The organism is Emticicia sp., from assembly GCF_043780375.1.
Taxonomy (GTDB): Bacteria; Bacteroidota; Bacteroidia; order Cytophagales; family Spirosomataceae; genus Emticicia.
Window position 1 is genome coordinate 1 of record NZ_JAYWCU010000117.1, and the last position, 23,168, is coordinate 23,168.

Genomic DNA, 23,168 nt, shown 5'->3' on the forward strand with positions numbered 1-23,168 from the left:
CAATAATTTTTCAAAAAACATTTATATTTGACCTATTAAAAACTATAATTTTACGCTAAATGGCAACCGAATACTTAGGAATTGATGTGGGCGGCACAAACGTCAAAATGGGCATTGTTGAAGCTCAAACTGGTAAACTTTCAAATTTTTATAGCCATGACACGGCAAGTTGGCGGAAATCGGGGCATTTTGTTGAACGTCTTGGCGATGCCATTTCGGTTCAATTAGTCGAAAACAAGGATGTTCTGAAAGTAGGTATTGGTGTACCTGGGCTTATATCTCGTGACCGCTCAACGCTTGTTGAAATCACGGCAATTCCTGAAATAAATGGTACGCCTATTATTCCTTATTTGAAGGAACGCTTCCCAAAATGTGGTTTTTACTTAGAAAATGATGCAAATGCTGCTGCTTTAGGAGAATATTACTTCGGCGAAGATGATAGTATTCCAGAAGATTATATCATGGTTACGCTCGGAACTGGTGTAGGCGGTGCAGCTATTCTTGACAAACAAGTATTTAAAGGGGGTGGAGGAAATGCGATGGAGCCTGGTCATGTGCCTTCAAAAAACGGAAAAGTGTTGGAACGTAATATTGGCAAAAATGAATTACTCGATTTAGCGAATATGATGCGAAAAACCTATACAGGCAAAACTCAACTTCCTAACGATGGCACGATTTCGACAACTGGTTTAGTTGCTGCTGCTGCTGAAGGTGATGAATTGGCTCAAAAAATATTTAATGAAGTAGGTGAAATGTTAGGAAATGCCTTGGTTTCGATGATCCGCATTTTAGATATTACAACTATCTTAGTCGGCGGTGGACTTTCGGCTTCATTCGATTATATAATGCCATCAATTACCAAACAATTGGAATATTGGTTGACACCTTATTATCTTAACACACTTATTATCAAGAAAGCTACGCTCGGAAACGATGCAGGTTTACTTGGTGCAGCCAGTTTGTGCTTTTAAACCCAATCACTTCCGCAAAAAGAGGCTTTTTAAAGCCCTAAACCGCTAAAACTATGGAACTCTCCCATGCTATCTCCGACGCAGTGCTTACACTTGCCGGAGTATTTGTATTTTTTCAATACTTACGTAAACTCGAATTAGCAACGTGCTTACTTTGGGAAGCCTTCATTTTATCGGTTACGGCAGCGGCTTTTTTCGGAGTTATTCGTTTTTTGGGCTACTCTCAAGCAATCGTTGTTTCTGTATTTTTTCAGCATTTGGCCAGCACAGTTGGTGCATTTTGCTTAGTTTTGGTTAGTTTTTTGTTAGTAGCACGCAAGCCTGTTGAAAAAAACATCGCTTATATTGTTGTGGCGTTAGGGTTTATGGTTTTTGCATTTGTACAGTTTACAGGTAATCAGCAAGTTTTGCAATATGTTTCTATGATTGCGATTCCATTGGTTTTATTAATTGGCATTTTTGGACTTTTTAAAGGTCAATCTGCCATTGGTCAGTGGTTAATTTTAGGCGTAATCGCCTTGGTTTTTGCAACTTATAACAAAACTTTTATGCCAAATTCGATTTTTGACACGACTGATATATATCATTATTTGGTAGCGATTAGTTTACTTTGCTTTGGAGGGGCTGCAAGACATCATCAGATAAAGTAATTTATAAATAAGCTCATACCTATCGTACAAAAAAGGCTTAGATTTTTAAAATCTAAGCCTTTTTATTAAGCCTGATTATCTAATATCTACTCAATCACCTTTGGTACTTGAAAATACTCTCCGTTTTGACTCGGTGCATTTTTCAATCCTTTTTCTCTCGAAAGTTCATTTTTTGCTATGTCTTCTCTAAATACATTCACTTCTTCACTCATGTGTGTAAGAGGTAGCACATTGGTCGTGTCAAGTTCTTTTAGTTGGTCCATCCAATTCAATATCTTCGATAAATCATCAACCATTTTTACGCTCTCATGTTCACTTAGTTCCAAACGGGCTAAATGTGCCATTTTCTCTACTGTTTTTTTATCAATTTCCATTTTTCTCCCCCTTATTTAGTCTTTATGGTTGTTCAACGTAAGTTGAATTGTTTCGTAAACTTGGTTTTTCAAAGCTTCAATATCTGCTTTCGTTTTGCCTATCGTTTCAATGGGTGCATGTACAATCACTCGCAAGCGATGCCAAGAGATAAGCGTGTTTGGCATTACTTTATAATTGTCCAACAACGAAATCGGCACAATTGGAACTTGATTTTCTATTGCCATCGAAAAAGCACCATCTTTGAATGGCTGAACCATGTCTGGAATATTTTTTGAATGAATACCTCCTTCTGGAAAAATCATGATACTTCTACCCGACTTCAACGCTTTAATTGAGCGAGTGAGTGCTTTTATTCGACTACCTTTATGGTCTCTATCAACTTGAATGTGTAGCTTGGCAAACATATATCCGAACAAAGGAATGTTTTTTGCTGAACTTTTTCCCATAAAAGCAAAGAAGTTTTTAATGACAACGCCCATCATGGCGATATCAAGGTAACTAAAATGATTGGCACAAAAAACATACGCTTTTTTGTTGTCAAGTTTGGCTTCATAAGTTACTTTGATAGGCATTCCAATCAAAAAAAAGAAAATATTCCCCCAGATTCGGTTACAATAATGTGCAATAGGTTTGCAATCTTCTCGTTGCAAAGCAATAAAAACAATAGGAAACAAAAGTAAAAAAATCAATAAAAACCAAAAAATACACCAACCTGTATAAATCCAAAAAAATATTTTCATACGCTTTTTTTACATCGTAGGGCTTCAAAATTTTGAAGCCCTACAAATATATTATCTATTTAATTTCATTGTGTAAATCAACTGGTTTTGAATTTTTACGCATTCGGATATTAAGCACCTCAACTAAAAATGAAAAAGCCATTGAAAAATAAACATACCCTTTTGGAACATGAACCTTGAAGGCTTCGGCAACAAGTAATGTTCCAATCATCACCAAGAAAGACAAGGCTAGCATCTTAATGGTTGGGTGTCGCTCAACAAAATCACCGACACTTCCTGCAAAAGCCAACATTGCAAACGTTGAAAGCACTACCGAAACACTCATCACAACGATGTTATCAGTCATACCAATAGCTGTAATTATAGAGTCAATAGAAAAAACTATGTTGATAATGGCAATATCAAAAATTGCTCGTGAGAGCTTTGAAACATTCTTTTTACCACTAATATTTTCCTCGCGTCCTTCCAATTTTTGATGAATTTCGGAGGTAGCTTTATAAAGTAGGAAAAGACCACCCATTAACAAAATAATATCTTTTCCACTAAATCCTATATCAAAAGGTAAGCCAATATCTCTTAATGTAAATAAATCTGTTTGCAAGCCCAAAATCCAACCTATTACAAAAAGCAAAGCAATACGAATAAACATCGCCATAATGAGACCAATTCGGCGAGCTGTTTTTTGCTCTTTATGTGGAAGTTTTGAAGAAATAATCGAAACGAAAATGATATTATCTACTCCCAACACAATTTCTAAGAGTGTCAACGAAAAGATGCTTGTCAAAGCTGCTGTTGTTAAAATTTGTTCCATTGAGGTTTAGTTTTTTTGTTTATATGGCGAAATTACCGTTTTTACATCTTTCTGCCAAATTTTGATTAGATAAACGGAAAGTTTGTGGATATTCTAATGTCATATTTGCTGATGAAGTTCACTGTACTTAAATGAATAAAAAGAGTAAAACAAATCAAACTAATACGCTATATCCATAAAAAAAGGCTTATTTCACAAAAAAGTATTATTATTTAACTGAATTTTGGTTGAACAAAGCCAATAAAGTACTTACTTTTGTTACATTCAACCGCTTTATTTTGTTTTTAATGAGACTTACCAAAAATTTACTAACCGAAACATCAACCCTTCAACTTCCTGAAAAAGTCCTTCAATTTGGTACGGGCGTTTTACTTCGTGGATTGTGTGATTATTTTATTGACAAAGCCAATAAACAAGGCATTTTCAATGGCAGAATTGTAGTTGTGAAATCAACTGATTCGGGTGGAGCCGATGCTTTCGCCGAACAAGATAATCTATATACATTGTGCGTACGAGGCATTGAAAAAGGTATTCCGACCGAAGAAAATATTATTTGTTCGGCAATCAGTCGAGTACTTTCTGCTCAAAGTGAATGGAATGCAATTCTTGAAACTGCTCAAAATACCAATATTGAGATAGTTATATCGAATACGACCGAAGTAGGCTTACAATATGTTGAAGAAAGTATCCGTCAAACACCGCCCACTTCATTTCCTGCAAAATTGACCGCCTGGCTTTATGAAAGATTTCAAGCAAAACAAGCTGGTGTTGTCATTATTCCAACCGAACTAATTGTTGGTAATGGTGATAAGTTGAAAGACATTGTTTTGAAATTGTGTGTTTATAATCAACTACCCGCTCGTTTTACGGAATGGCTTGAAAGCGAAAATATTTTTTGTAACTCATTAGTTGATAGAATAGTACCTGGCAAACCAAAGGGAGAAGCTTTGATTGAGCTACAAAATTCACTTGGTTACGACGATGAGTTGCTTGCTGTTGCCGAAACCTACCGTTTGTGGGCAATTCAAGGCAACGAAAAAGTAAAAGAGATTTTGACTTTTGCTGATGCTGATGGAGGAGTGAAAATTGCGAAAAATATTGAGCAATATCGTGAGTTAAAACTCAGAATGTTGAACGGTACACATACGCTCATGTGCGGAATAGCCTATTTGTCTGGTTACCAAACGGTGAAGGAGGCTTTGGCAGACGACATGATTGAAAAATTCACTACGAATTTAATGATGAGCGAAATTGCTCCTGCGATTCCTTACAAAATAGATGCAAAAGTGGCTCAACGCTACGGTAGAGATGTTTTAGATAGATTCAGAAACCCATATTTAGACCACCAATGGATAAGCATTACGCTGCAATATACTATGAAAATGCAGATGCGAAATATTCCATTGTTATTAAATTATTACAAAGAATTTAATACTGTTCCGCAATATTTTACACGAGGTTTTGCCGCATATCTATTATTTATGAAAGCCGTTAAAGTAGAAAATGGCAAATATTTTGGAGAACGTGAGGGAGAATCTTATCCAATCCAATGTGATTCGGCGGCTTATTTTTATGATGTTTGGAAAAACCCTAAAGCAGAAGAAGTAGTTGAAACCGTTTTATCTAATCAAGACCTTTGGGGAACAGATTTAACACTATTGAAAGATTTTGCTGAGAATGTAACGACACATTTATCAAATATGATGACTATAGGTGTAAAAGAAGTTGTTTCGGCCTTAAATGTTTATGCTTAGTACTAGCATTCGTGAGTCAGCAGTTGATGATTTTATTATTAAAAAGCCTCATTAGCAAAAACTAATGAGGCTTTTTTGATAAAAATGCTCTGTATAAGAAACCCCTTGTTCAGAAAATTCTAAAACCCAACCGACTTTAATTTCAAACCAGCCGTTTCTTCTAAGCCAAAAATTAAGTTCAAATTCTGTACTGCTTGACCCGATGCTCCTTTTGTTAGATTATCTATAACGCTGCTTATCAGTAAGTTATCGCCATTTTTTTCTAAATGCAATATACATTTATTGGTGTTTACAACTTGTTTCAAATCAATTTCTTGCTCACTCAAATGCGTAAACGGGTGCGAATTATAATAGTTTTTATACAATTCTTTGGCTTCTTCGAGCGTTCCCAAAAACTTAGTGTAAACATTAGCCATTATGCCACGAGTAAAATTACCTCGGTAAGGAATAAAATTTATCGAGTTTTCAAAGTTTGGTTGCAAACCTTTAATACTTTGATTTATTTCCTGCAAATGTTGGTGCGTAAAGGCTTTATAAATCGAAATATTATTATTTCGCCAACTAAAATGTGTAGTTGCCGAAAGCGATTGTCCCGCACCTGTGCTGCCCGTAATGGCACTTACATGAATATCATCTTTTATCAAACCTGCATTTGCCAAAGGTAAAATAGCCAACTGAATACTCGTAGCAAAACAACCAGGGTTAGCTACTTTTGTGGCATTTTTGATAGTTTCTCTTTGTAATTCGGGCAAACCATATACAAAACCATTACTTTCATCACGAAAATCTGTGCTGAGGTCAATAATTTTTACATTTGCAGGAATATCGTTTTGAGCCAAAAATTTTCTGGATTCGTTATGTCCCGAACATAAAAAGAGGGCATCTATATTATCAAAAGATTGTTCGTCTGTAAATAATAAATCGCTTTCGCCCAATAAATCACCATGTGTGGAATAAATAGGTTTTCCCACTTGACTTTTTGAATTGACAAAACTAATATTTACTTGTGGGTGATCGAGCAAAATACGAAGCAGTTCGCCACCAGTATAACCAGCCCCACCAATAATTCCTATGTTTATTTTCATCTGCAAAATTTTGCCTTAGCAATTGGTTCTTTTAAATTCTAACAACTATTTTCACAAAAAAAGTTAAAAAAGCAATTTTTTTAACAATCCGCAACAAAATTACGCAAGCTATCAGATAAAACTCATATTTTTGAGGAAATTTCAAATCCAAACGTTAATGATACTTTTAGAAATCCCTTGGAACGTCAATCCAATCATTGTAAAATTAGGTAGTTTTGAACTCCGCTGGTACGGACTACTTTTTGCTTCTGGCTTTTTGCTTGGTTACCAAATCATGGCTCACATCTTCAAAAAAGAACGAAAACCAGAAAAAGATTTAGATACCCTTTTGTTTGTAATGATTATTGCAACCGTTATTGGGGCAAGATTTGGACATTATTTCTTCTATGAATTTGATAGTTTTCTGAAAAATCCAGGCACGTTTCTTTTAGAGATGATTACACCTCCCTATTCGGGTTTGGCAAGTCATGGGGCTTTGGTCGGTATCGTTACTGCGTTGATTTTGTATGCTCGCAAGCACAAAGACCAACCATTTCTGTGGATTGCTGACAGAATTGTGATTTTGGTTGCGTTGGCTGGTTTTTTTATTAGAATGGGGAATTTGATGAACCACGAAATTGTTGGCAAAGAAAGTAATTTACCATGGGCATTTCGATTTAATCTTTTCAGTTTAAACCCCGACGACGGCTCGCTTAGAATGACTCCTGAAGGTTTTGCTCGTCATCCTGCACAACTTTACGAAGCACTTTCTTGTTTACTTATTTTTGGAATTTTGTATTATTTATGGAATCATTTTAAAGAAAAAACGCCACAAGGGCTTTTGCTCGGTATTTTCTTGATTTGGGTTTTTGGTTTACGTTTCTGTTATGAGTTTTTGAAAGAAAACCAAGAAGCATTTGAAGATAAAATGACTCTGAATATGGGGCAAATCTTGTCTATTCCAGCAGTTTTGCTTGGTATAGGTATTTTGATTTATACTTTTACGAAAGGGAAAGATAAGACCTTAGTGTAAAAAAACATCAAAATCGTTCCCTTCGACTATGCTTAGGGAACGATTTAATAGTTTACTCTAATGGGGAAGCGGTTCGACACTTCGATTGGGTGGGGCTATAATCGAATAAGCCCCCGTATCATACAACGAAATTAAGTGGATATGTAAACTATCGGCTTGACGCTTAAGATTTTCTACCACGTAACGTTTGTTCGAATCATCAACAATTATCAAACTCGTATGGAACTTCGAGAATGAAGGGTTTAGATTTCTGATTGCATTGTTTGAGAGTAGCACATAATCAGCACCTCCTTCCAAATTTCCTTTAAATTTTTTCTGTAACCACAAAATTCGTTTTCCTCCAAAATCTACAAACGAAACGCCTTGTTTATTGGCATATTGACCTGCGTTTAAGAAATTCTTACTTGACACACCCTGCTTATCATAGTAATTTTTAAGATGAAAATTATAAATTTTCGGACTTTCGAGCAAAGCCGAATCGGCAATGAACGTAGCCGATTTCCCATCAATAATACTAATACCCGATTTCTTAGGAATAAAGTGAAAAGTAAGGTTTTTCTGATTGCTTTGAGAATAATCTTTAAAGATATTTAGGAAAGTTAGAAGGACGAATATCAACAAAGTAAGTCGCAAATACTTGATTTCGGAACGAAGAAAAAACAAACAAATTAGCACTATTGCTGCGTAAAGCATCAACATTTCCGGAATTGAAATGGAGAAACCTTTTAGTGTTGCTAAAGGTAATTTTTCGACAATAAAAATACTTTTATTGAGCCAAAGTAAAGAGTATTTTAGAATGAAAATGATGATTGATGAGAGGATTGGAATTTTAGCAAAAAACAGCAAAGCCAAACCCGCTGGCAAAACCGAAAACGAAAAAAATGCAACAAAAGGATTAGCAATAAGAAAATAGGTAGGAAATTGATGAAAATAATAAACACTCAATGGAAAAGTAAATAATTGTGCCGAAAAACAAACACACGAACCTTCCCAAAGACCTCTAACCGCTGGATTATTTGGCGTAGCTAATTGGTTGAGGTAAGGATGCAAAAAAATGATGCCAATAATTGCCAAATACGACAATTGAAAACCTACATCAATTAGCCAATAAGGATTCCAACAAAGCAGCAAAAGTGCAGAAATTGCCAATGTATTATAAATATTTTGGCGGCGGTCGAGGGCTGTTCCGAGTTGAATAAATGAAAACATCACCGTTGCTCGAAGTACGGTCGAGGAAAGCCCAGTAAAAACAGCATACGCCCATAAAATACTGATAATCAACGCAGTAAAAAAATGTTTGCCATATTTTCCACGCTTTTTTATCCAGCCAAAAATCCAACCTAAGAACAAAAACAAGATGCCGACGTGCATGCCCGATACCGAAAGTACATGAATTGCCCCTGATGCCGAATAAGCATTGAGCAAATCGTTGTCAATGTCATCTCGCAAGCCAACAACCATTGCATTAGCCACTGCATATTCGTTGGGTGTTTGAATACTTGCCTTAAAAACACTATCGGCATATTGATTAGCTTTGTACGAAATTTCAAGAATTTTGGATGGTGGCTCGTGCCCTATTTTTATATATTCTTTTCCCCACAAAAAATGATGGGCATAAATGCCTTTGTATTGCAAAAATCGGCGGTAATCAAATTCTTCTGGATTTTTTGGAGCTTCCACCTCACGAGGCATGTTTTTCAACAAAAACACATCGCCATATTGTGGTCTTTCAGACTCTTCACGGTTGAAATAAAGCAAGACTTTTCCAGTCGATTTTTGCCATTTTCCACTAATTTTGATAGAATTTATAGTTGCTTCTACTTTGTAAGTTTTAGATTTTACTTCAACGTTGGAAGTGATAATAGCCTGATAATGAGTAAATTGAGGAAGATTTGTGAAATGATTTGGCTGGTTGATAGCAGTTTTTTGATAAGTTAAAGCCCAACCAGCCAAAAATAGTAAAAGCATTAAAACTGCTCCACGAATTAGCGGAACGCCGCCCGACGGAACGCCGCCCGACGGAACGCCGCCCGCAGATTTTCGGAAATTAATAGAAATGCCAAAAATGAGCAATAAAACGCCAAACAAGTAATAGATATTTTGGAAAAACAGCGGTACGCCGTCCGACGGAACGCCGCCCGACGATGTTTGCAAATACACAATTATTCCCAAAATAAAAAATAACAAATAACGAACTACTGGAAAAGCGGTAAATTTCATTTTTTGATTAACTTGTCTAATAACCAATTCGCAACAACTTCATTTTCTTCAGGAAAAGTCCAATGACCTGTTTCTTGATATAATTTTAACTCTTTTGGAGAAGAAATTGAGTTATATGCGGCCCACATTGACGTTGGTGGACAAGTTTCGTCATTAAAACCCATCGAATAAATACAAGGTACTTTCATTTGTTTGGCAAAATTGACTACATCATAGTAAGAAGCAGTTTTGATTTTAGCTTCTGTATTATTTTGGGCATTATTTTTATCAAAAATATGAGGCCAACCGCCTGCTCTTCCTTTCAAATAACCAACCATGTCGGCCATTGCAGGATAAGTCGGAGCGGCCCATTTCACACGAGAATCAAGAGCTGCCGTAACAATAGATAAAGCCCCGCCTTGGCTACCGCCTGTTACCGCTAAGTTTGTGCCATCAAATTGTGGCATACTCACCAAAAAGTCGTTGGCACGAACACAGCCCAAAAACACTCTTTTATAATAATAATAATCACGATTATCTAAATTATAAGTATGATAGCCATTCAAAGCACTTGCACCTAAATCAGTATAAACACTCGCATCCATCGTAACAGGCACTCCATGAATGCCAATTTCTAAAGTAATTATTCCTTTTTCAGCAGTTCTTATATCACCGCCATAAGGTCGTACGCCAGCACCAGGTACACGAAGAAGTGCTGGATATTTGCCTTCTTTTTTAGGAACACATAAAATTCCATAAAGTCGAACAGTACCATTTTCACGGTAATTTTGAAGGTTGAGGTGATAAACATTCACGGTTTCGGTGCAACGCTCAGGTAACAAAGTCATTTTAGCATCCATCGGCACTTTGGCGAGATTTGCTTTGGCTTTGTTCCAAAACTCAACAAAATCGCTTGGCATTTCAACGGCAGGTTGAATTTTTTCTGGTTCAAAAGCGGCCGTTGCCAAATTTCGATATTCTTTTCCATCAACTTTTGCTATGACAGTACATCGTAAAAAGCCTGAAGTTGTCATTGTTCCACCATCAAGTTTGATTGTTCCGTCTTTTAAAACTGAACTATCTTTCTTTGTTTCAAATTTTTCAGGACCAATTTGATAGGTAATTTTGGTGTTTTTGAGTGGATTTCCCCATTTTAAAACTGTTACCGAAAATGTGACTTTTTCGCCAATTTTGTAAGTCCAGTCATCGTGGTCGGGGGCAACAATTACTTTGATGAGTTGGGTCGTTGGTTGAGCAAAAACCAAGCTTGAAAAGATTAATAAATGAAGAAGAAAAAAGATTTTTTTCATTGATAGTAAGTGTTTTAGGTTGAATATTATGCGACGGATTTCCTAATCCATCTGAGCAAATAAAGACGGATTAGGAAACCAGTCGTAGTGAATTAATAGTTTTTCAAAAGAATAGGTCTGATAATTTTTGTCCATTCAACATAACCGCTAGGTTTCATGTGAAGGCTATCTCCTATAAAATAATCGCCATTAATGCTTCCATTGGGGCGATACATCGAAGGGCGAATATCGACATAAGTAAAGTTTTTGTGATTTTTGATATAATCATTTATCAACCCATCTGCTTTCTGAACCTTAGCCCAATCTGCCTTTCTTGAAATCGAAGGTTTCATCGAAATATAATAGATTTTGGTTTTTGGCAAACGATTCCGAATTAAAGTTGCCAACTCACCGAAGGCATCCATTACTTGTTCTGGTGATTTTTGAGGTTTTCCCATAAAAAGGTCATTTTCGCAGTAAAGAACTAATATTTTAGGCTTGTAAGGCACAACCATTCGTTCGGAATAATGAATCATTTCAGGAAAAGTAGAAGCACCAAAACCATGATTGATGACAGGAAGCGGAGCAAAATCTTCTTTCATAGTTTTCCAAAGACGAATGCTCGAACTGCCATAAAATACAATCTGACCCTTCATCTTATCAATTCCAATATCAGCATCGACTTTTTCATAATTTTTGATTTCGTTTTCAAGGCGGTCTATTTTATAATCAGGCTCATATCTTTGGGCAATTGGGGTGTAAGTCAGCGTCCTTTGGCAAGCAAAAACAATTGCTAAAAGACTCATAATTAAGAGGAAATGTTTTTTTGACATCGTTGAATTTTATGGTTATAGATTGAAATAGATATTGAATTATCAAAAATAATAAAAACTTGTTAGAATTCAGATTTATTATCAATCATTGCCATGTTTAGAGTTTTCTAATCTAAAAAATCTACTTCTGTAAATTTTATAAATCATTTTTAATCGTGTCTAAAAGGGTTAAATTTGTAGCAAAAACAAAAAATATGAACGAAAACATTGACAAACTTTATAAAATTGCCAATAAAAAAGAACGATTAATTATTGGTTTAATGTCTGGCACGTCAATGGATGGACTTGATGTGGCATTATGTAAGTTTACTGGAAGTGGTGGCGAAACAGAAGTCAAAATCGTGGCTTTTGAAACGGTAAGTTTTGAAGAAGAAGTAAAAGACGAGATAAGAAAAATATTTGCTAAAACAACCATTGATTTTCAGCAATTATGTGTACTAAATCCTTGGATTGGCAATCTTCACGGACAAATAGTAAATGATTGCTTGAAAAAATGGCAGATTTCACCCGAAAATGTTGATTTGATAGCCAGCCACGGACAAACGGTTTTTCATGCACCCCAAATTCTACACAAACTCGAAAAATTTCCTAATGCTACACTACAAATAGGTGATGGCGACCATGTTGCAGTAAAAACAGGTATTATTACATTTTCTGATTTTCGTCAAAAACACTGTGCTGCAGGTGGCGAAGGAGCTCCATTAGCCGCTTATGGCGATTATTTGATTTTTTCAAAAAAAGATGAAAATCGAATTTTACTCAATATGGGTGGCATTGCAAACTTTACATATTTGGCAGGAAATCTTGATGCTAACGAGGTTTTTGCAACCGACACAGGCACAGGAAATACATTGATTGATGCCTATGTGAAAAAATACTTTGGTTTGCCTTATGATGAAGATGCTAAAATAGCAAGTCAGGGAAAAACAAATCAAGATTTATTAAATGCGTTAAAAAAAAATACGTTTTTCAAGAAACCTTCGGGTGGCGTTCTGCTTCCTAAAACGACTGGCCCTGAGCTATTCAATTTAGAATACTTAGTAAATGCCCAAAAACAGAGCAACACAGTAAAACTCTCGCATGAAGATATTTTATCAACACTTTGTAGATTTTCGGCAGAAACAATTGCAGAGGCAATCGTTTCATTTGCACCTCAATCATATCGTATGTATGGAAGTGGAGGAGGAATACACAATCCATTGATTATGAGTCATTTGCAACAACTATTGCCTAATTGTACTATCCAAAAAACTGACGTTTTAGGAATTTCTGGCGATGCTAAAGAAGCCGTTTTATTTGCTACACTTGCCAATGAAGCAATAGCTGGCGGAAAAACAGATTTTGGTTCCAGAAAAGGTGTGCCCAGTGTAAGTATGGGTAAAATTTCTTTTCCTAAATGATTTTCACCAAATTTGTCTATTATTTTAAATGCGAAACATCTGATATCTTCGTTAAATTAGGAAGCCTAATTATTGTCTAACAACATTGTCTAAAATGACTATAAAACTTTTAACTATCAATTTTACCATTCTTTTTAGTGTTTTTTATATTAATACTAATGCTCAAATTTCAATTTCGCATCCTTTAGAGCGAATGATTTTTCAAAGAAATAATTCAAATCAAGCCAATATCAATATTGCAGGAACATATTATTCTTCTATTGATAGAGTTGAAGCAAGGGTTGTAGCTCTACAAGGTGGCACGACTACTAGCTGGACGGTTATTCAAACTAATCCAACAAATGGCTATTTTTCGGGAACACTTTTAGTTACAGGCGGCTGGTATCAGTTGGAAGTAAAAGCGTTTAAAAACAGTATATTAATTGATACTAAAATAGTGCAAAAAGTAGGCGTGGGTGAGGTTTTCGCTATTGCAGGGCAATCAAATGCACAAGGTGGGGCAGGCGTGAGTACACCAGCAACCGATGACCGTGTTAATTCGGTTAATTATTCAAACGATTATTCTAATTATAATAAACTGCCAATTGGTTTCTCGAAAATGGTTGGTGATTCGGGTAAAATAGGCCCGTTTCACTATGTGCCTTGGGCATGGGGTAAGCTAGGTGATTCATTAGCGTCAAGATTGAATGTGCCAATACTCTTTTATGGGGCAGCACACGGCGGTACATCAAGCGAACATTGGGGTAAGTCTGCACAAAATTTACCTTTCAATGGAGAGTTTTTTATACTTCAAGAACTTGGAGCTCCTTATCGTGCTTTAGAAAATTGTGTGGCCTATTACGGGAGTTTAACGGGTCTTCGTGGCATACTTTGGCATCAGGGAGAAAGTGACCGATTTACAGATTTAGCAACGTATTACAACAATGTAAAGCATGTAATTGCTAAATCAAGGGAAAATGGGGAACATAATACATTGGCATGGGTGGTTGCAAGAGTATCTATGAGTAATAATACCACCTATGAGGGCCCTATATTGGGTCAAAATGCTTTAATATCAGGTTTTAATAATGACCCAAATTATCTCCCAGTGCCGCATGTATTTGCAGGGCCAAATACCGATTTAATATCAGGTTCGGCTAATCGCACAGATGGAACTCATTTTGATACTTATGCTGGTCAAATAGAATTTGCCAATGCTTGGAATGCCAGTCTTGATAATACTTTTTTTTCAAACTCAATACCAATGACGGCTTCGCCATTGCTCTCGGTTTCGTTGAGTTGCAATCCATCTAATGCTTCTACCCCTATTTCGCTTAGTGTAGCAGGGGGATATAGTAAATATGCGTGGTCAAATCGCCAGAATACAGCACAAGAGTCAATGGGTATATCTAATAATGCTAACAAGAGGTTTTACAATTACCCACCGGTAGGTTACGAAGCTCTCAACTGGCGAACGTTGGATAGTGTAGCAACAATTACGGTAAGTTCAGCTCGATTTGCTGCTAATGTTAGAAAACCTTCTCGAAAAACACTTTTTAGTCCAGTCATAGATTTGACAGTTTTTTCGTTGCCAACAAATCCAACTTTCTCAACCTCGGCAGCTCAAGTTCGCCCAAATGAGAGTCTTACACTTACCGGAGCAAGTTGTAATGGAAGTTATTTATGGTCAACAGGGGCAAATACAAATCCACTTACTTTTGCTCCGATTTCAACGGCTGCTTACACTATTCAGTGCAAAACATTACATTGTATTAGCCTAATTTCTGCGACCCAAACGGTTACGGTTTCTTCTTGTTTTCCAAATAGCTTGTCGTTAAATGGTTCCGTAAGTAGTCTTGAATCGGCTTATGCAAGCAAGCAAAGTATTCAAAGTATTCAAAAAGTGCAATTAAGTGGTAAGGTAGATTATAATGCCAAAACCAAAGTAGAACTTTTGCCAGGATTTGAAGCCAAATCGGGATCAGTTTTTCGGGCTTTTATTTTAGGATGTAATTGAAAATTTATAGCATTAAAAGAGGCTGTTTCAAAGTATAAAAACTTTGAAACAGCCTCTTTTGTTCTTTAGAAAATAAATTAATCTTCCTTCATATTATTCAAATTGCTCTTATTTTGGCTATAAATAAAATAAACTACTAAGCCAAGTGCCATCCAAACGATAGCGTACAATTGAGCTTTGCCACTTAAAAGATACATTAAAGCAAAATTAGTGATGATTCCCAAAGGTGCAATAATCATCAACATTGGCGTTTTGAAAGGGCGTTCACGGTTTGGCTCTCGTAGGCGAAGAATCAAAACTGCCAAACAAACCATTGCAAAAGCAAAGAGTGTTCCGAAACTTGTCATATCGCTCAATACCCCAATTGGAGTGAATGAAGCGACCAAAGAAACAACCAAACCAACCAAAATCGTACTTTTCCAAGGAGTTTGTAGTTTTGGGTGAATTTGTTTGAAGAAATTTGGTAATAAACCATCTTTAGCCATTCCCAAAAATACACGTGTTTGACCTAACATCATCACCAACATAACAGAAACCAAACCTACCGTAGCTGCTGTGGTAATAATAAATACCGCCCAAGGTTGCCCAACCTTATCAAAAGCATAAGCAACTGGAGCTTTCAAAGCATCGCCTGTAATATCCTTATAATTCATCATACCTGTCAATACCAAAGATACCAAAATATAAAGAACGGTACAGATTAATAATGAAGCAATAATCGCAAACGGAACATCTTTCTTCGGATTAATAGCTTCTCCTGCCGAAGTCGAAACCACGTCAAAACCAATATAGGCAAAGAAAATAGCGGCAGCACCACTCAAAATACCTCTGATACCATAAGCCTCTTGAGAAGTCCCATCTGCATGAGCTACCATTTCAGGTGCTGGAATAAATGGACGCCAATTATCAAAATTAACAAAATATGCTCCAACAATAATTACAAAAAGAATGGCTGCCAGTTTCAAAACTACTATAATATTATTGGTATTGGCGGCTTCTTTAATACCTTTTACCAAAATCCATGTTACGAGCCAAGTTATAAGAAAAGCAGGTAAATTGAAAGAAAAAGCAGCAGGCTCTAAGTTATTGGCAGCAGCATAGCTTGCTGCCGAAAAGGGATCATTTGTTAAATAATAGGGAATCGTTATACCAAATAGATGGAGTAGCTTATTAAAATAACCCGACCAGCTCACAGCCACAGTCATGGCACCCATAGCATATTCGAGAATCAACCCCCAGCCAATTATCCAAGCGAATAATTCGCCAATTGTACCATATGCATAAGCGTAAGCAGAACCCTCTACTGGCAACATTGAAGCAAATTCAGAATAACAAAGAGCAGCAAAAACACAACCGATTCCTGCCACAACAAATGATAATGCTAATGCTGGTCCCGCATGATAATGTGCGGCAGTACCTGTCAACACAAAAATTCCTCCGCCAATAATTCCACCGATACCGATAGCTGTTAGGGTCCATTTGCCCATTACTCGTTTAAGCTGGTTGTTCTTGATGTCTGCTTCATAAGCTGACATTGGCTTTTTTCGCCAAATACTTTTTTCCATAAAGTTTTAGAGTTTGGTTTTTAGATTGTTTACGAATTATATTGCAATATAACGCAAAAAAGGCTTGGATAGCCAAACCTTTTTTGTAAAAAACAAAATATTCTTTTTATAAATCAATATTTTGGACATGATAATTCTTTTTTGTTTCTTCTTTTTCGTGGGTTATCTCGTTCAAGGGGTTCTAGCTGATAAGCTATCGAAATTTCGTGAGAACCACCCGTTGAGAATCCTAAACTCGAAATCGTTACATCATAGCTATAGCCAATTGAAAAATTGTCTTGACGAAAACCTAACAAAAACACCAACGCATCATTATTGGTACGAGTAATATTTTTCTTTTTGATAGGGATACCTCTGTACCAAAGACCAGCCGTTAAAGGCGAATATGTAGCATAAAAACCTAAATCTAATTGGTCAAATTGTCCTTGTCGTTTGTATAAAAAAGCAGGAGAAATATTAAATTCTTTGTCAGCATTGGCAGCTCCCGAATAAGGGTTTGCCAATGGGATTTTTAAACCCCCACTTATACTCAATTTTCGAGGTAAACAGTCACCAGTTGGGCAACCAGGAACCGTAGAGCTAATCCCAGAAGCAAGAAAAGAATAGGCTGGTCTATTAATGTGGTGTAAGCTAACGCCCAACCAAGTTTTGCTATTATAAAACAATGCCCCACCGCTAAAATCCACAAATTTTATGGGTGTAATATTATTCTTGTCGGCAAATGGGTCGCTTGATGGATTTCCTGTAAACCCACGATTAGTATATTGGTCGCCAAACGTAAGTCCTAAATAGTCTAAACTTTTATTAGAATATGTTGCTTGAGCCCCTAAACGCAAGAAATTTTCTTCTCCAATTTGTATTTGGTAAGAATATAATCCACTCACATCGGTACTTTTCAACCGTCCAGGCCCTTGCGAGTCATTGACAACCATAATACCTACACCACTATTTAGCTTTTCCAGATAAAGGTCAACCGAAAAGGCTGCCGTTACAAAGTTAGCATTGATAGAAGGCCATTGATTACGGTAATTGGCAATCAGACGTGGAGCATAAGCCCCTCCCGCAAATGCAGGATTCTGATATAATGGAGCCGCATAAAACTGCGAAAATTGGGGGTCTTGAGCTATGCTATTCATGCACACCAAAGACAGGAGGATAATTCCTAAATAAAGTTTTTTCATTGCTATATTAAAAGCATCTAACGAAATTATTGTTAAGCAAATTTCATTCCAAATCTTTAAAAAATACTTATTAAACAGATTTAATAGCCTATTTTACATTTTTTGTAACGTTTATTTGTAAAACTACGTCTTTGTTGTGTTATTGGTCTTATTATTGATAAATTTTAATTGCCATTCGTTATTTTAATCCTTGATTCAAATAAATTTATTTCAAAGCACGTTTATTTTAAAACCATTATCTTAACTTATCCGTTTATCTAATTGCCTAACAATTAACGAATTATGCGGGGTCGTATTGGCAACAAACTTAAGATTTTTTTTCTAATTGCCGCAATTTCATATACTTCAACCGATTCTTTCGGTCAGTTTTATGTAGGTGGCAAGCTCTGTGTCGGTTCAACGACACCGACAAACCCCTCTTTGCCCCCCACTCAGAATACGGATTGTAGCGAACCAACCGCTTTTTTTGATACCGAAAAAAATGCCACTGCCTGGCTTTGGGATTTCGGTGACCTTACTACTACAGCCGATATTTCGACCGTTCGTAATCCAAAATATAATTATGCAAGACCAGGGAAATATACTGTAACTTTGACTCATACAGTAAGTGGTGTGCTTCAAGCTCCTCTAACAAAGGAAATTACCATTAGTTCTCCACCTACACAACCTTTGTTTTTCAATAAAAAGAAAGGAGATACTACAGTTTGCGATGGTAAAACGCTTAAACTTGACCCATATAAAAGTCAATTGGGAATAGCACCCAAAGGTGCAAAGTTTTTATGGTTTCCTAAAGGACAAACAACACAAACTATTGATGTAGATTCGGCGGGATGTTATTCAGTGGAGGTCTTCGACTCGTTAGGTGCGTGTTCTCGAACAGCTCAAATCAATGTTAAGTTTTGTTTGCAACAGTCTGGAGGCGGCGGTTCAGAAAAATGGTATTTTGGTAAAGGAGCAACTTTAGATTTTCGAACGCAAGGCTCGCCTGTATTACCTAAAGATACGCTTGCAGATTCTGGCGATTTGTTTGGTAAACCCCAACAAACAGACCCTATTTTTATTCCTGCTGATGCTACAAAAAGCAATCCTATCGATTCGCCTGAAGGTACAGCAATGGTCTATGACCCTTTCGGGGCATTGCTTTTTTATACCGATGGCGTAAAAGTTTATGGCAAAGATGATAAGCCATTAGCCGCTTTCCCGCCATTAACAAATAGTGATTTGGGTGGAACAAATACTGCCACACAATCTTCGGTTATTATTCCAAAAAGTGCTTGTAATGAATGCCAACATCACGCTTATTATGTGTTTACAATTAATAAAACAACTGGGTTACTTTCATACAGTATTATAGATACACGACGAAACAATGGTGAAGGTGCCGTGGTAGAAAAAGATATTCCTGTAAACTTTCAAACATCGCAACGACTTACGGCCATAAGAACACAAGACGAAACTGGCTATTTTATTTATTCGCATGATGCAGGAACGAATACTTTTAGGATTTTGAAAATAGATTCGACGGGTACTAAAGAGATTGTACAAAATATTGGCTTGGTTCATAGCGATACTACAAGCCAAAAAGGTTATATGCGACTTTCGGGTACGGGTGCTAAAATGGCAATAGCGGTTTCGATAGGTGGTAAAAATTATATCGAAGTGTATGATGTTGACGGAGCAACTGGTCGGTTGGGGAGTTCCCCAATAACAATAGATTTGGGCATAGCTGCACCACCTTATGTTTATGGTGTTGAGTTTTCGGAAGATGAACAAAAACTATATATTACACTTCGTGGAAACCCAAAAAAAGGAGAAACTTCTTATTTATATCAGCTAAATCTCAATTTAAAAGACCCTGTTCAGATTGCTTCCAAAAAGATAGAAATTGATAAATCAAAAACACAGGCTTATGGAGCTTTGCAAATGGGGCCGATTAGTGGTGTAGGAAAAAAATTTATTTATATGGCTGTTGATGGTAGTCGTATTTTACCATATATCTCAGAACCTGATTTTGTTGGAAATGCCAGTTTTGTTGGTTATCAACCAATTAATTCTGGTTTTGGGGCCGATGTGCTGGGTAACAGTGGTTTTGGTTTTCCAAATGTTATACAAGCTAAACCTAAGCAAGAAGGTGAAGGGCTTAGTGCAACTTATACAGGAACATGCCAAGGATTACCAACGGTTTTTGAAACTGAAGGGGTGTGTAGCCCAATGAAAGGCGAAGTAACTTGGGATTTTGGCGATGGCACAGCAGGAACAGGCAAAAGCACTTCGCACACCTACGAAAAATCAGGAAGATATATTGTTAAACTAACTGTTGTAGTTTATTCCGAAACAGTTATTAGTAAAAATGTAAATATTCCGATTTTAGGAAATACTTTAAAAGAAAAATGTAAAGAGTTTAATGTAACCGATACGCTATATATTAAGCCCTCGCCAGTGCTAAACTTGCCTGATTCGGCATTTGTTTGTGTCATAGAAGGGGCTACTTTATTACTCGATCCTAAGATTCAGCGAGCATATAACCCTATCTACCTCTGGAATCCAACCAAAGAAACAACGCCTACCATTACTATCAGTGCATTAGGCAATTATAGTGTAAAAGCAACCAATAAATTTGCTAATAATACAACTTGTGCTGCCACCGATAAGATACAAATAAAAGAAGGCTGCGAACCTCGTCTTTTTACACCCGAAATTTTCACTGCCAATAAAGATAATCTCAATGAAAGGTTTGAGATTCCAAATGCTCATATCACTGACTTTGAGTTGAGAATCTTCAATCGCTGGGGAGAAATAATTTTTGAATCGAACGACCCAGACCGCTTGTGGGACGGCACATATCATGGCAAAGTTATGGCTCCGATGATGTATGCCTTTGTGGTAAGCTATAAAAGTAAATATTTCCCTTACAGAGAAAAAATAACTCGTCGTGGTGGAATTATGCTAATCAATTAATTCTCACGAAAAAATCGTATATTTGGGCTTCTAAAAAAGTAGAAAACTCCCCCGATTTCATGCGACAAGATTATATCACAGGCGATAACGAAGCCCTTTCTCCCATCGAAAAAGAAATCGAAAAAGCATTACGTCCGCTTTCATTCGACGATTTTACAGGACAAGATAAGATTTTAGAAAACCTGAAAATCTTTGTTTTGGCTGCCAAACAACGAAAAGAAGCCCTCGACCATGTATTACTTCATGGGCCTCCAGGATTGGGTAAAACCACACTTTCTAATATCATTTCTAACGAATTAGGGGCAAATATCAAAATAACATCTGGGCCTGTTTTAGACAAACCCAGTGATTTAGCAGGACTTTTGACCAATTTAGAGCCTTTCGATGTTCTTTTTATTGATGAAATTCATCGCCTAAATCCAGTTGTTGAAGAATACTTGTATTCGGCAATGGAAGATTATAAAATTGACATTATGCTCGATTCGGGTCCAAATGCTCGAAGTGTGCAGATTGGCTTGAATCCTTTTACACTCATTGGGGCTACTACTCGTTCAGGCTTGCTTACATCACCTTTGCGAGCTCGATTTGGCATTAATTCTCGCTTAGAATATTACGATGCTGTACTGCTTACTAAAATTGTAAAACGCTCTGCTCTTATCCTTAATATGCCCATTGAAGATGAAGGTGCTTTTGAAATTGCACGTAGAAGTCGTGGAACTCCTCGTATTGCGAATAATCTATTGCGTAGAACCAGAGATTTTGCCCAAGTAAAAGGCGATGGAAGAATTACGATTGCTATTGCCGAAATGGCATTAACAGCATTGGATGTTGATCAGGATGGATTAGACGATATGGACAATAGAATTTTGCTTACCATCATTGAGAAGTTTAAAGGCGGACCCGTGGGTTTATCGACCATTGCTACCGCTGTGGGCGAAGAAGCAGAAACGATTGAAGAGGTTTATGAGCCATTTTTGATTCAAGAAGGTTATTTAAAACGCACTGCAAGAGGACGTGAAGCCACCGAAAAAGCATTTAAACATTTGAATATCTTGCCAAGATATAAGGCTGGAGAGCTTTTTTAAACTTATTTACTCAAAAAAAAGCATCTTCAAATTGTATTATTTCAAAGTTTTCGCCGACAGTGATTGCAATAATATCAAATCGAACATTTCCGTGCCAATCTTTCTGATAAATGTAGTTTTCTGCAGTTTTGATGATTAGATTGGCTTTGTTTTTGGAAATAGTTTGTTCGGGGAAACCATGCGTAACCTCCGACCTTGCACGCACCTCTACAAAAACCAACCAACCATCTTTTTTTGCAATAACATCAATCTCTCCCTTGCCAAAAGTATAGTTTTGGTCAAGGATTTCATAGCCTTTTTTTGTCAAAAATTTGACAGCCATTGCTTCGGCTTTATTGCCTGTGTCGTTGTGTTCTGCCATTTAAACAATGAGTGTGCGGAACGCTGCCCGTTTTGAATGAGTGAATAATGTAAAAGCATTCCTCTAAAATTCAAGCAAATCAAAACAATCCTTCACAATCAAGGTTAAAGTTCCGCAATGACCGTTTCACCACCGACTGGTTTATCATCAATATTGACCAAAATCTTGGCATCTAAAGGCAGAAAAATATCAATTCTTGACCCAAATTTTATGAAGCCAAACTCTGATCCTTGCTCAACGGCTTGTCCTTCTTTCACATACCAACAAATTCTTCGAGCCAAAGCACCAGCAATTTGACGAAATAAAACCTCTGTTCCATTATGATGCTTCACTACAATCGTAGTACGCTCATTTTCTGTACTTGACTTTGGATGCCAAGCTACTAAGTATTTTCCTGCATGATATTTTACGTAGGTAACTATGCCTGCTATCGGGTTGAAGTTGATATGGACATTCAAAGGCGACATAAAAATAGAAACTTGTCGGCGTGGCCCCTTAAAATATTCTGTTTCAATAACTTCTTCAATTACTACAACTTTCCCGTCGGCGGGAGCAATCACATATTTTGGATTAATAATGGTGGTTCGTGTTGGTTTACGAAAAAACTGTATAACTATGGCGAATAAAAATATACTTACAATTAATAGTAATGTGTGTAAAATGGTTTGTTCAGGCAAAAAATATCTCAAAATAGCATTTGCTATTATTAGTCCAATAATTGTCAATGAAATCGTTCCCGTACCTTCTTTATGAAGTGTCATTTTTTGAGGTGTTTAGTTTTTTAGAACCGCAAATATAATCAAACAATGTTTTTACGTTATCTTCACAGCTCAAATATTTATTATCCGTGTGAACAAGCTGTGGATAAATTGGTGTTTCACGTGGAAAAACTCTTTATATTTT

Annotated in this window: 19 protein-coding genes; 8 read left to right on the plus strand and 11 right to left on the minus strand. The window is 36.6% G+C overall.

The annotated features are described in order from the left end of the window. Window positions 1–59: 59 nt before the first annotated feature. Entirely contained in the window at window positions 60–971 is a 912-nt protein-coding gene (locus ACH2CJ_RS08700) for an ROK family protein (protein ID WP_394992134.1), read from the plus strand. 53 nt (window positions 972–1,024) lie between these two features. Then, entirely contained in the window at window positions 1,025–1,621 is a 597-nt protein-coding gene (locus ACH2CJ_RS08705; RefSeq protein ID WP_394992136.1) for a DUF6962 family protein, read from the plus strand. Between the two features lie 86 nt (window positions 1,622–1,707). Here ACH2CJ_RS08705 and gatC read toward each other — a convergent pair whose 3' ends face one another. Genes gatC through ACH2CJ_RS08720 form a run of 3 tightly spaced genes read right to left on the minus strand, consistent with a single transcriptional unit; the run spans window position 1,708 to window position 3,547 of the window. After that, window positions 1,708–1,995 carry an Asp-tRNA(Asn)/Glu-tRNA(Gln) amidotransferase subunit GatC gene (gene gatC / locus ACH2CJ_RS08710; RefSeq protein ID WP_394992138.1) on the minus strand — a complete coding sequence of 96 codons (288 nt, stop codon included), beginning with the start codon at window positions 1,993–1,995 and terminating at the stop codon, window positions 1,708–1,710. 15 nt (window positions 1,996–2,010) lie between these two features. Beyond that, window positions 2,011–2,736: a lysophospholipid acyltransferase family protein gene (locus ACH2CJ_RS08715; protein ID WP_394992139.1), complete on the minus strand. Its 726-nt coding sequence runs from the start codon at window positions 2,734–2,736 to the stop codon at window positions 2,011–2,013. A gap of 55 nt (window positions 2,737–2,791) precedes the next feature. Next, window positions 2,792–3,547 carry a TerC family protein gene (locus tag ACH2CJ_RS08720; RefSeq protein ID WP_394992140.1) on the minus strand — a complete coding sequence of 252 codons (756 nt, stop codon included), beginning with the start codon at window positions 3,545–3,547 and terminating at the stop codon, window positions 2,792–2,794. Window positions 3,548–3,834: 287 nt separating this feature from the next. On the opposite strand from ACH2CJ_RS08720, the gene ACH2CJ_RS08725 reads away from it, so the two are divergent. Then, complete coding sequence (locus ACH2CJ_RS08725; protein ID WP_394992141.1) at window positions 3,835–5,301, plus strand: tagaturonate reductase; 1,467 nt, start codon at window positions 3,835–3,837, stop codon at window positions 5,299–5,301. A gap of 119 nt (window positions 5,302–5,420) precedes the next feature. Here ACH2CJ_RS08725 and argC read toward each other — a convergent pair whose 3' ends face one another. Further along, entirely contained in the window at window positions 5,421–6,386 is a 966-nt protein-coding gene (gene argC, locus ACH2CJ_RS08730; RefSeq protein WP_394992143.1) for an N-acetyl-gamma-glutamyl-phosphate reductase, read from the minus strand. Between the two features lie 157 nt (window positions 6,387–6,543). On the opposite strand from argC, the gene lgt reads away from it, so the two are divergent. After that, on the plus strand, window positions 6,544–7,398 hold the full coding sequence (lgt, locus tag ACH2CJ_RS08735; RefSeq protein ID WP_394992144.1) for a prolipoprotein diacylglyceryl transferase: 855 nt from the start codon (window positions 6,544–6,546) through the stop codon (window positions 7,396–7,398). A 57-nt stretch (window positions 7,399–7,455) separates the two neighbouring features. On the opposite strand, the gene ACH2CJ_RS08740 is transcribed toward lgt, so the two are convergent. The 3 genes from ACH2CJ_RS08740 to ACH2CJ_RS08750 all read right to left on the minus strand — a co-directional run bounded on the left by ACH2CJ_RS08740 (window position 7,456) and on the right by ACH2CJ_RS08750 (window position 11,692). Beyond that, a complete protein-coding gene (locus tag ACH2CJ_RS08740; RefSeq protein WP_394992146.1) occupies window positions 7,456–9,618 on the minus strand; it encodes a ComEC/Rec2 family competence protein in 2,163 nt (720 codons plus the stop codon). After that, window positions 9,615–10,907 carry an acetylxylan esterase gene (locus ACH2CJ_RS08745; protein ID WP_394992148.1) on the minus strand — a complete coding sequence of 431 codons (1,293 nt, stop codon included), beginning with the start codon at window positions 10,905–10,907 and terminating at the stop codon, window positions 9,615–9,617. The genes ACH2CJ_RS08740 and ACH2CJ_RS08745 overlap by 4 nt, the downstream gene beginning before the upstream one ends. 92 nt (window positions 10,908–10,999) lie before the next feature. Then, the gene (locus ACH2CJ_RS08750) at window positions 11,000–11,692 is read right to left on the minus strand and encodes a hypothetical protein (RefSeq protein WP_394992150.1); all 693 of its coding nucleotides are present in this window, start codon (window positions 11,690–11,692) and stop codon (window positions 11,000–11,002) included. A 221-nt stretch (window positions 11,693–11,913) separates the two neighbouring features. On the opposite strand from ACH2CJ_RS08750, the gene ACH2CJ_RS08755 reads away from it, so the two are divergent. Together ACH2CJ_RS08755 and ACH2CJ_RS08760 are read left to right on the plus strand one after the other, a co-directional pair. Next, complete coding sequence (locus ACH2CJ_RS08755; protein WP_394992151.1) at window positions 11,914–13,119, plus strand: anhydro-N-acetylmuramic acid kinase; 1,206 nt, start codon at window positions 11,914–11,916, stop codon at window positions 13,117–13,119. A gap of 94 nt (window positions 13,120–13,213) precedes the next feature. Further along, the gene (locus ACH2CJ_RS08760) at window positions 13,214–15,115 is read left to right on the plus strand and encodes a 3-coathanger stack domain-containing protein (protein WP_394992152.1); all 1,902 of its coding nucleotides are present in this window, start codon (window positions 13,214–13,216) and stop codon (window positions 15,113–15,115) included. A 77-nt stretch (window positions 15,116–15,192) separates the two neighbouring features. Here ACH2CJ_RS08760 and ACH2CJ_RS08765 read toward each other — a convergent pair whose 3' ends face one another. Next, on the minus strand, window positions 15,193–16,680 hold the full coding sequence (locus ACH2CJ_RS08765) for an APC family permease (RefSeq protein WP_394992153.1): 1,488 nt from the start codon (window positions 16,678–16,680) through the stop codon (window positions 15,193–15,195). A 113-nt stretch (window positions 16,681–16,793) separates the two neighbouring features. Continuing rightward, window positions 16,794–17,861: a type IX secretion system membrane protein PorP/SprF gene (locus tag ACH2CJ_RS08770; RefSeq protein ID WP_394992154.1), complete on the minus strand. Its 1,068-nt coding sequence runs from the start codon at window positions 17,859–17,861 to the stop codon at window positions 16,794–16,796. A gap of 282 nt (window positions 17,862–18,143) precedes the next feature. Here ACH2CJ_RS08770 and ACH2CJ_RS08775 point away from each other — a divergent pair, with 282 nt between their 5' ends. Then, window positions 18,144–20,819 carry a PKD domain-containing protein gene (locus ACH2CJ_RS08775; protein WP_394992156.1) on the plus strand — a complete coding sequence of 892 codons (2,676 nt, stop codon included), beginning with the start codon at window positions 18,144–18,146 and terminating at the stop codon, window positions 20,817–20,819. Window positions 20,820–20,878: 59 nt separating this feature from the next. Continuing rightward, entirely contained in the window at window positions 20,879–21,904 is a 1,026-nt protein-coding gene (ruvB, locus tag ACH2CJ_RS08780) for a Holliday junction branch migration DNA helicase RuvB (protein ID WP_394992158.1), read from the plus strand. 10 nt (window positions 21,905–21,914) lie between these two features. Here the strand turns inward: ruvB and ACH2CJ_RS08785 are convergent, their stop codons facing one another. Then, entirely contained in the window at window positions 21,915–22,265 is a 351-nt protein-coding gene (locus ACH2CJ_RS08785; protein WP_394992160.1) for a YraN family protein, read from the minus strand. A gap of 104 nt (window positions 22,266–22,369) precedes the next feature. After that, window positions 22,370–23,026: a phosphatidylserine decarboxylase family protein gene (locus ACH2CJ_RS08790; protein WP_394992161.1), complete on the minus strand. Its 657-nt coding sequence runs from the start codon at window positions 23,024–23,026 to the stop codon at window positions 22,370–22,372. Window positions 23,027–23,168: the final 142 nt, after the last annotated feature.

What these genes read in the sequence shown, in the direction of transcription:
- ACH2CJ_RS08745 (WP_394992148.1), bottom strand. Translation starts at nt 10,907, where the DNA reads ATGAAAAAAATCTTTTTTCTTCTTCATTTATTAATCTTTTCAAGCTTG.
- lgt (WP_394992144.1), top strand. Translation starts at nt 6,544, where the DNA reads ATGATACTTTTAGAAATCCCTTGGAACGTCAATCCAATCATTGTAAAA.
- argC (WP_394992143.1), bottom strand. Translation starts at nt 6,386, where the DNA reads ATGAAAATAAACATAGGAATTATTGGTGGGGCTGGTTATACTGGTGGC.
- gatC (WP_394992138.1), bottom strand. Translation starts at nt 1,995, where the DNA reads ATGGAAATTGATAAAAAAACAGTAGAGAAAATGGCACATTTAGCCCGT.
- ACH2CJ_RS08770 (WP_394992154.1), bottom strand. Translation starts at nt 17,861, where the DNA reads ATGAAAAAACTTTATTTAGGAATTATCCTCCTGTCTTTGGTGTGCATG.
- ruvB (WP_394992158.1), top strand. Translation starts at nt 20,879, where the DNA reads ATGCGACAAGATTATATCACAGGCGATAACGAAGCCCTTTCTCCCATC.
- ACH2CJ_RS08740 (WP_394992146.1), bottom strand. Translation starts at nt 9,618, where the DNA reads ATGAAATTTACCGCTTTTCCAGTAGTTCGTTATTTGTTATTTTTTATT.
- ACH2CJ_RS08760 (WP_394992152.1), top strand. Translation starts at nt 13,214, where the DNA reads ATGACTATAAAACTTTTAACTATCAATTTTACCATTCTTTTTAGTGTT.
- ACH2CJ_RS08720 (WP_394992140.1), bottom strand. Translation starts at nt 3,547, where the DNA reads ATGGAACAAATTTTAACAACAGCAGCTTTGACAAGCATCTTTTCGTTG.
- ACH2CJ_RS08750 (WP_394992150.1), bottom strand. Translation starts at nt 11,692, where the DNA reads ATGAGTCTTTTAGCAATTGTTTTTGCTTGCCAAAGGACGCTGACTTAC.
- ACH2CJ_RS08785 (WP_394992160.1), bottom strand. Translation starts at nt 22,265, where the DNA reads ATGGCAGAACACAACGACACAGGCAATAAAGCCGAAGCAATGGCTGTC.
- ACH2CJ_RS08725 (WP_394992141.1), top strand. Translation starts at nt 3,835, where the DNA reads ATGAGACTTACCAAAAATTTACTAACCGAAACATCAACCCTTCAACTT.
- ACH2CJ_RS08755 (WP_394992151.1), top strand. Translation starts at nt 11,914, where the DNA reads ATGAACGAAAACATTGACAAACTTTATAAAATTGCCAATAAAAAAGAA.
- ACH2CJ_RS08705 (WP_394992136.1), top strand. Translation starts at nt 1,025, where the DNA reads ATGGAACTCTCCCATGCTATCTCCGACGCAGTGCTTACACTTGCCGGA.
- ACH2CJ_RS08765 (WP_394992153.1), bottom strand. Translation starts at nt 16,680, where the DNA reads ATGGAAAAAAGTATTTGGCGAAAAAAGCCAATGTCAGCTTATGAAGCA.
- ACH2CJ_RS08775 (WP_394992156.1), top strand. Translation starts at nt 18,144, where the DNA reads ATGCGGGGTCGTATTGGCAACAAACTTAAGATTTTTTTTCTAATTGCC.
- ACH2CJ_RS08790 (WP_394992161.1), bottom strand. Translation starts at nt 23,026, where the DNA reads ATGACACTTCATAAAGAAGGTACGGGAACGATTTCATTGACAATTATT.
- ACH2CJ_RS08715 (WP_394992139.1), bottom strand. Translation starts at nt 2,736, where the DNA reads ATGAAAATATTTTTTTGGATTTATACAGGTTGGTGTATTTTTTGGTTT.
- ACH2CJ_RS08700 (WP_394992134.1), top strand. Translation starts at nt 60, where the DNA reads ATGGCAACCGAATACTTAGGAATTGATGTGGGCGGCACAAACGTCAAA.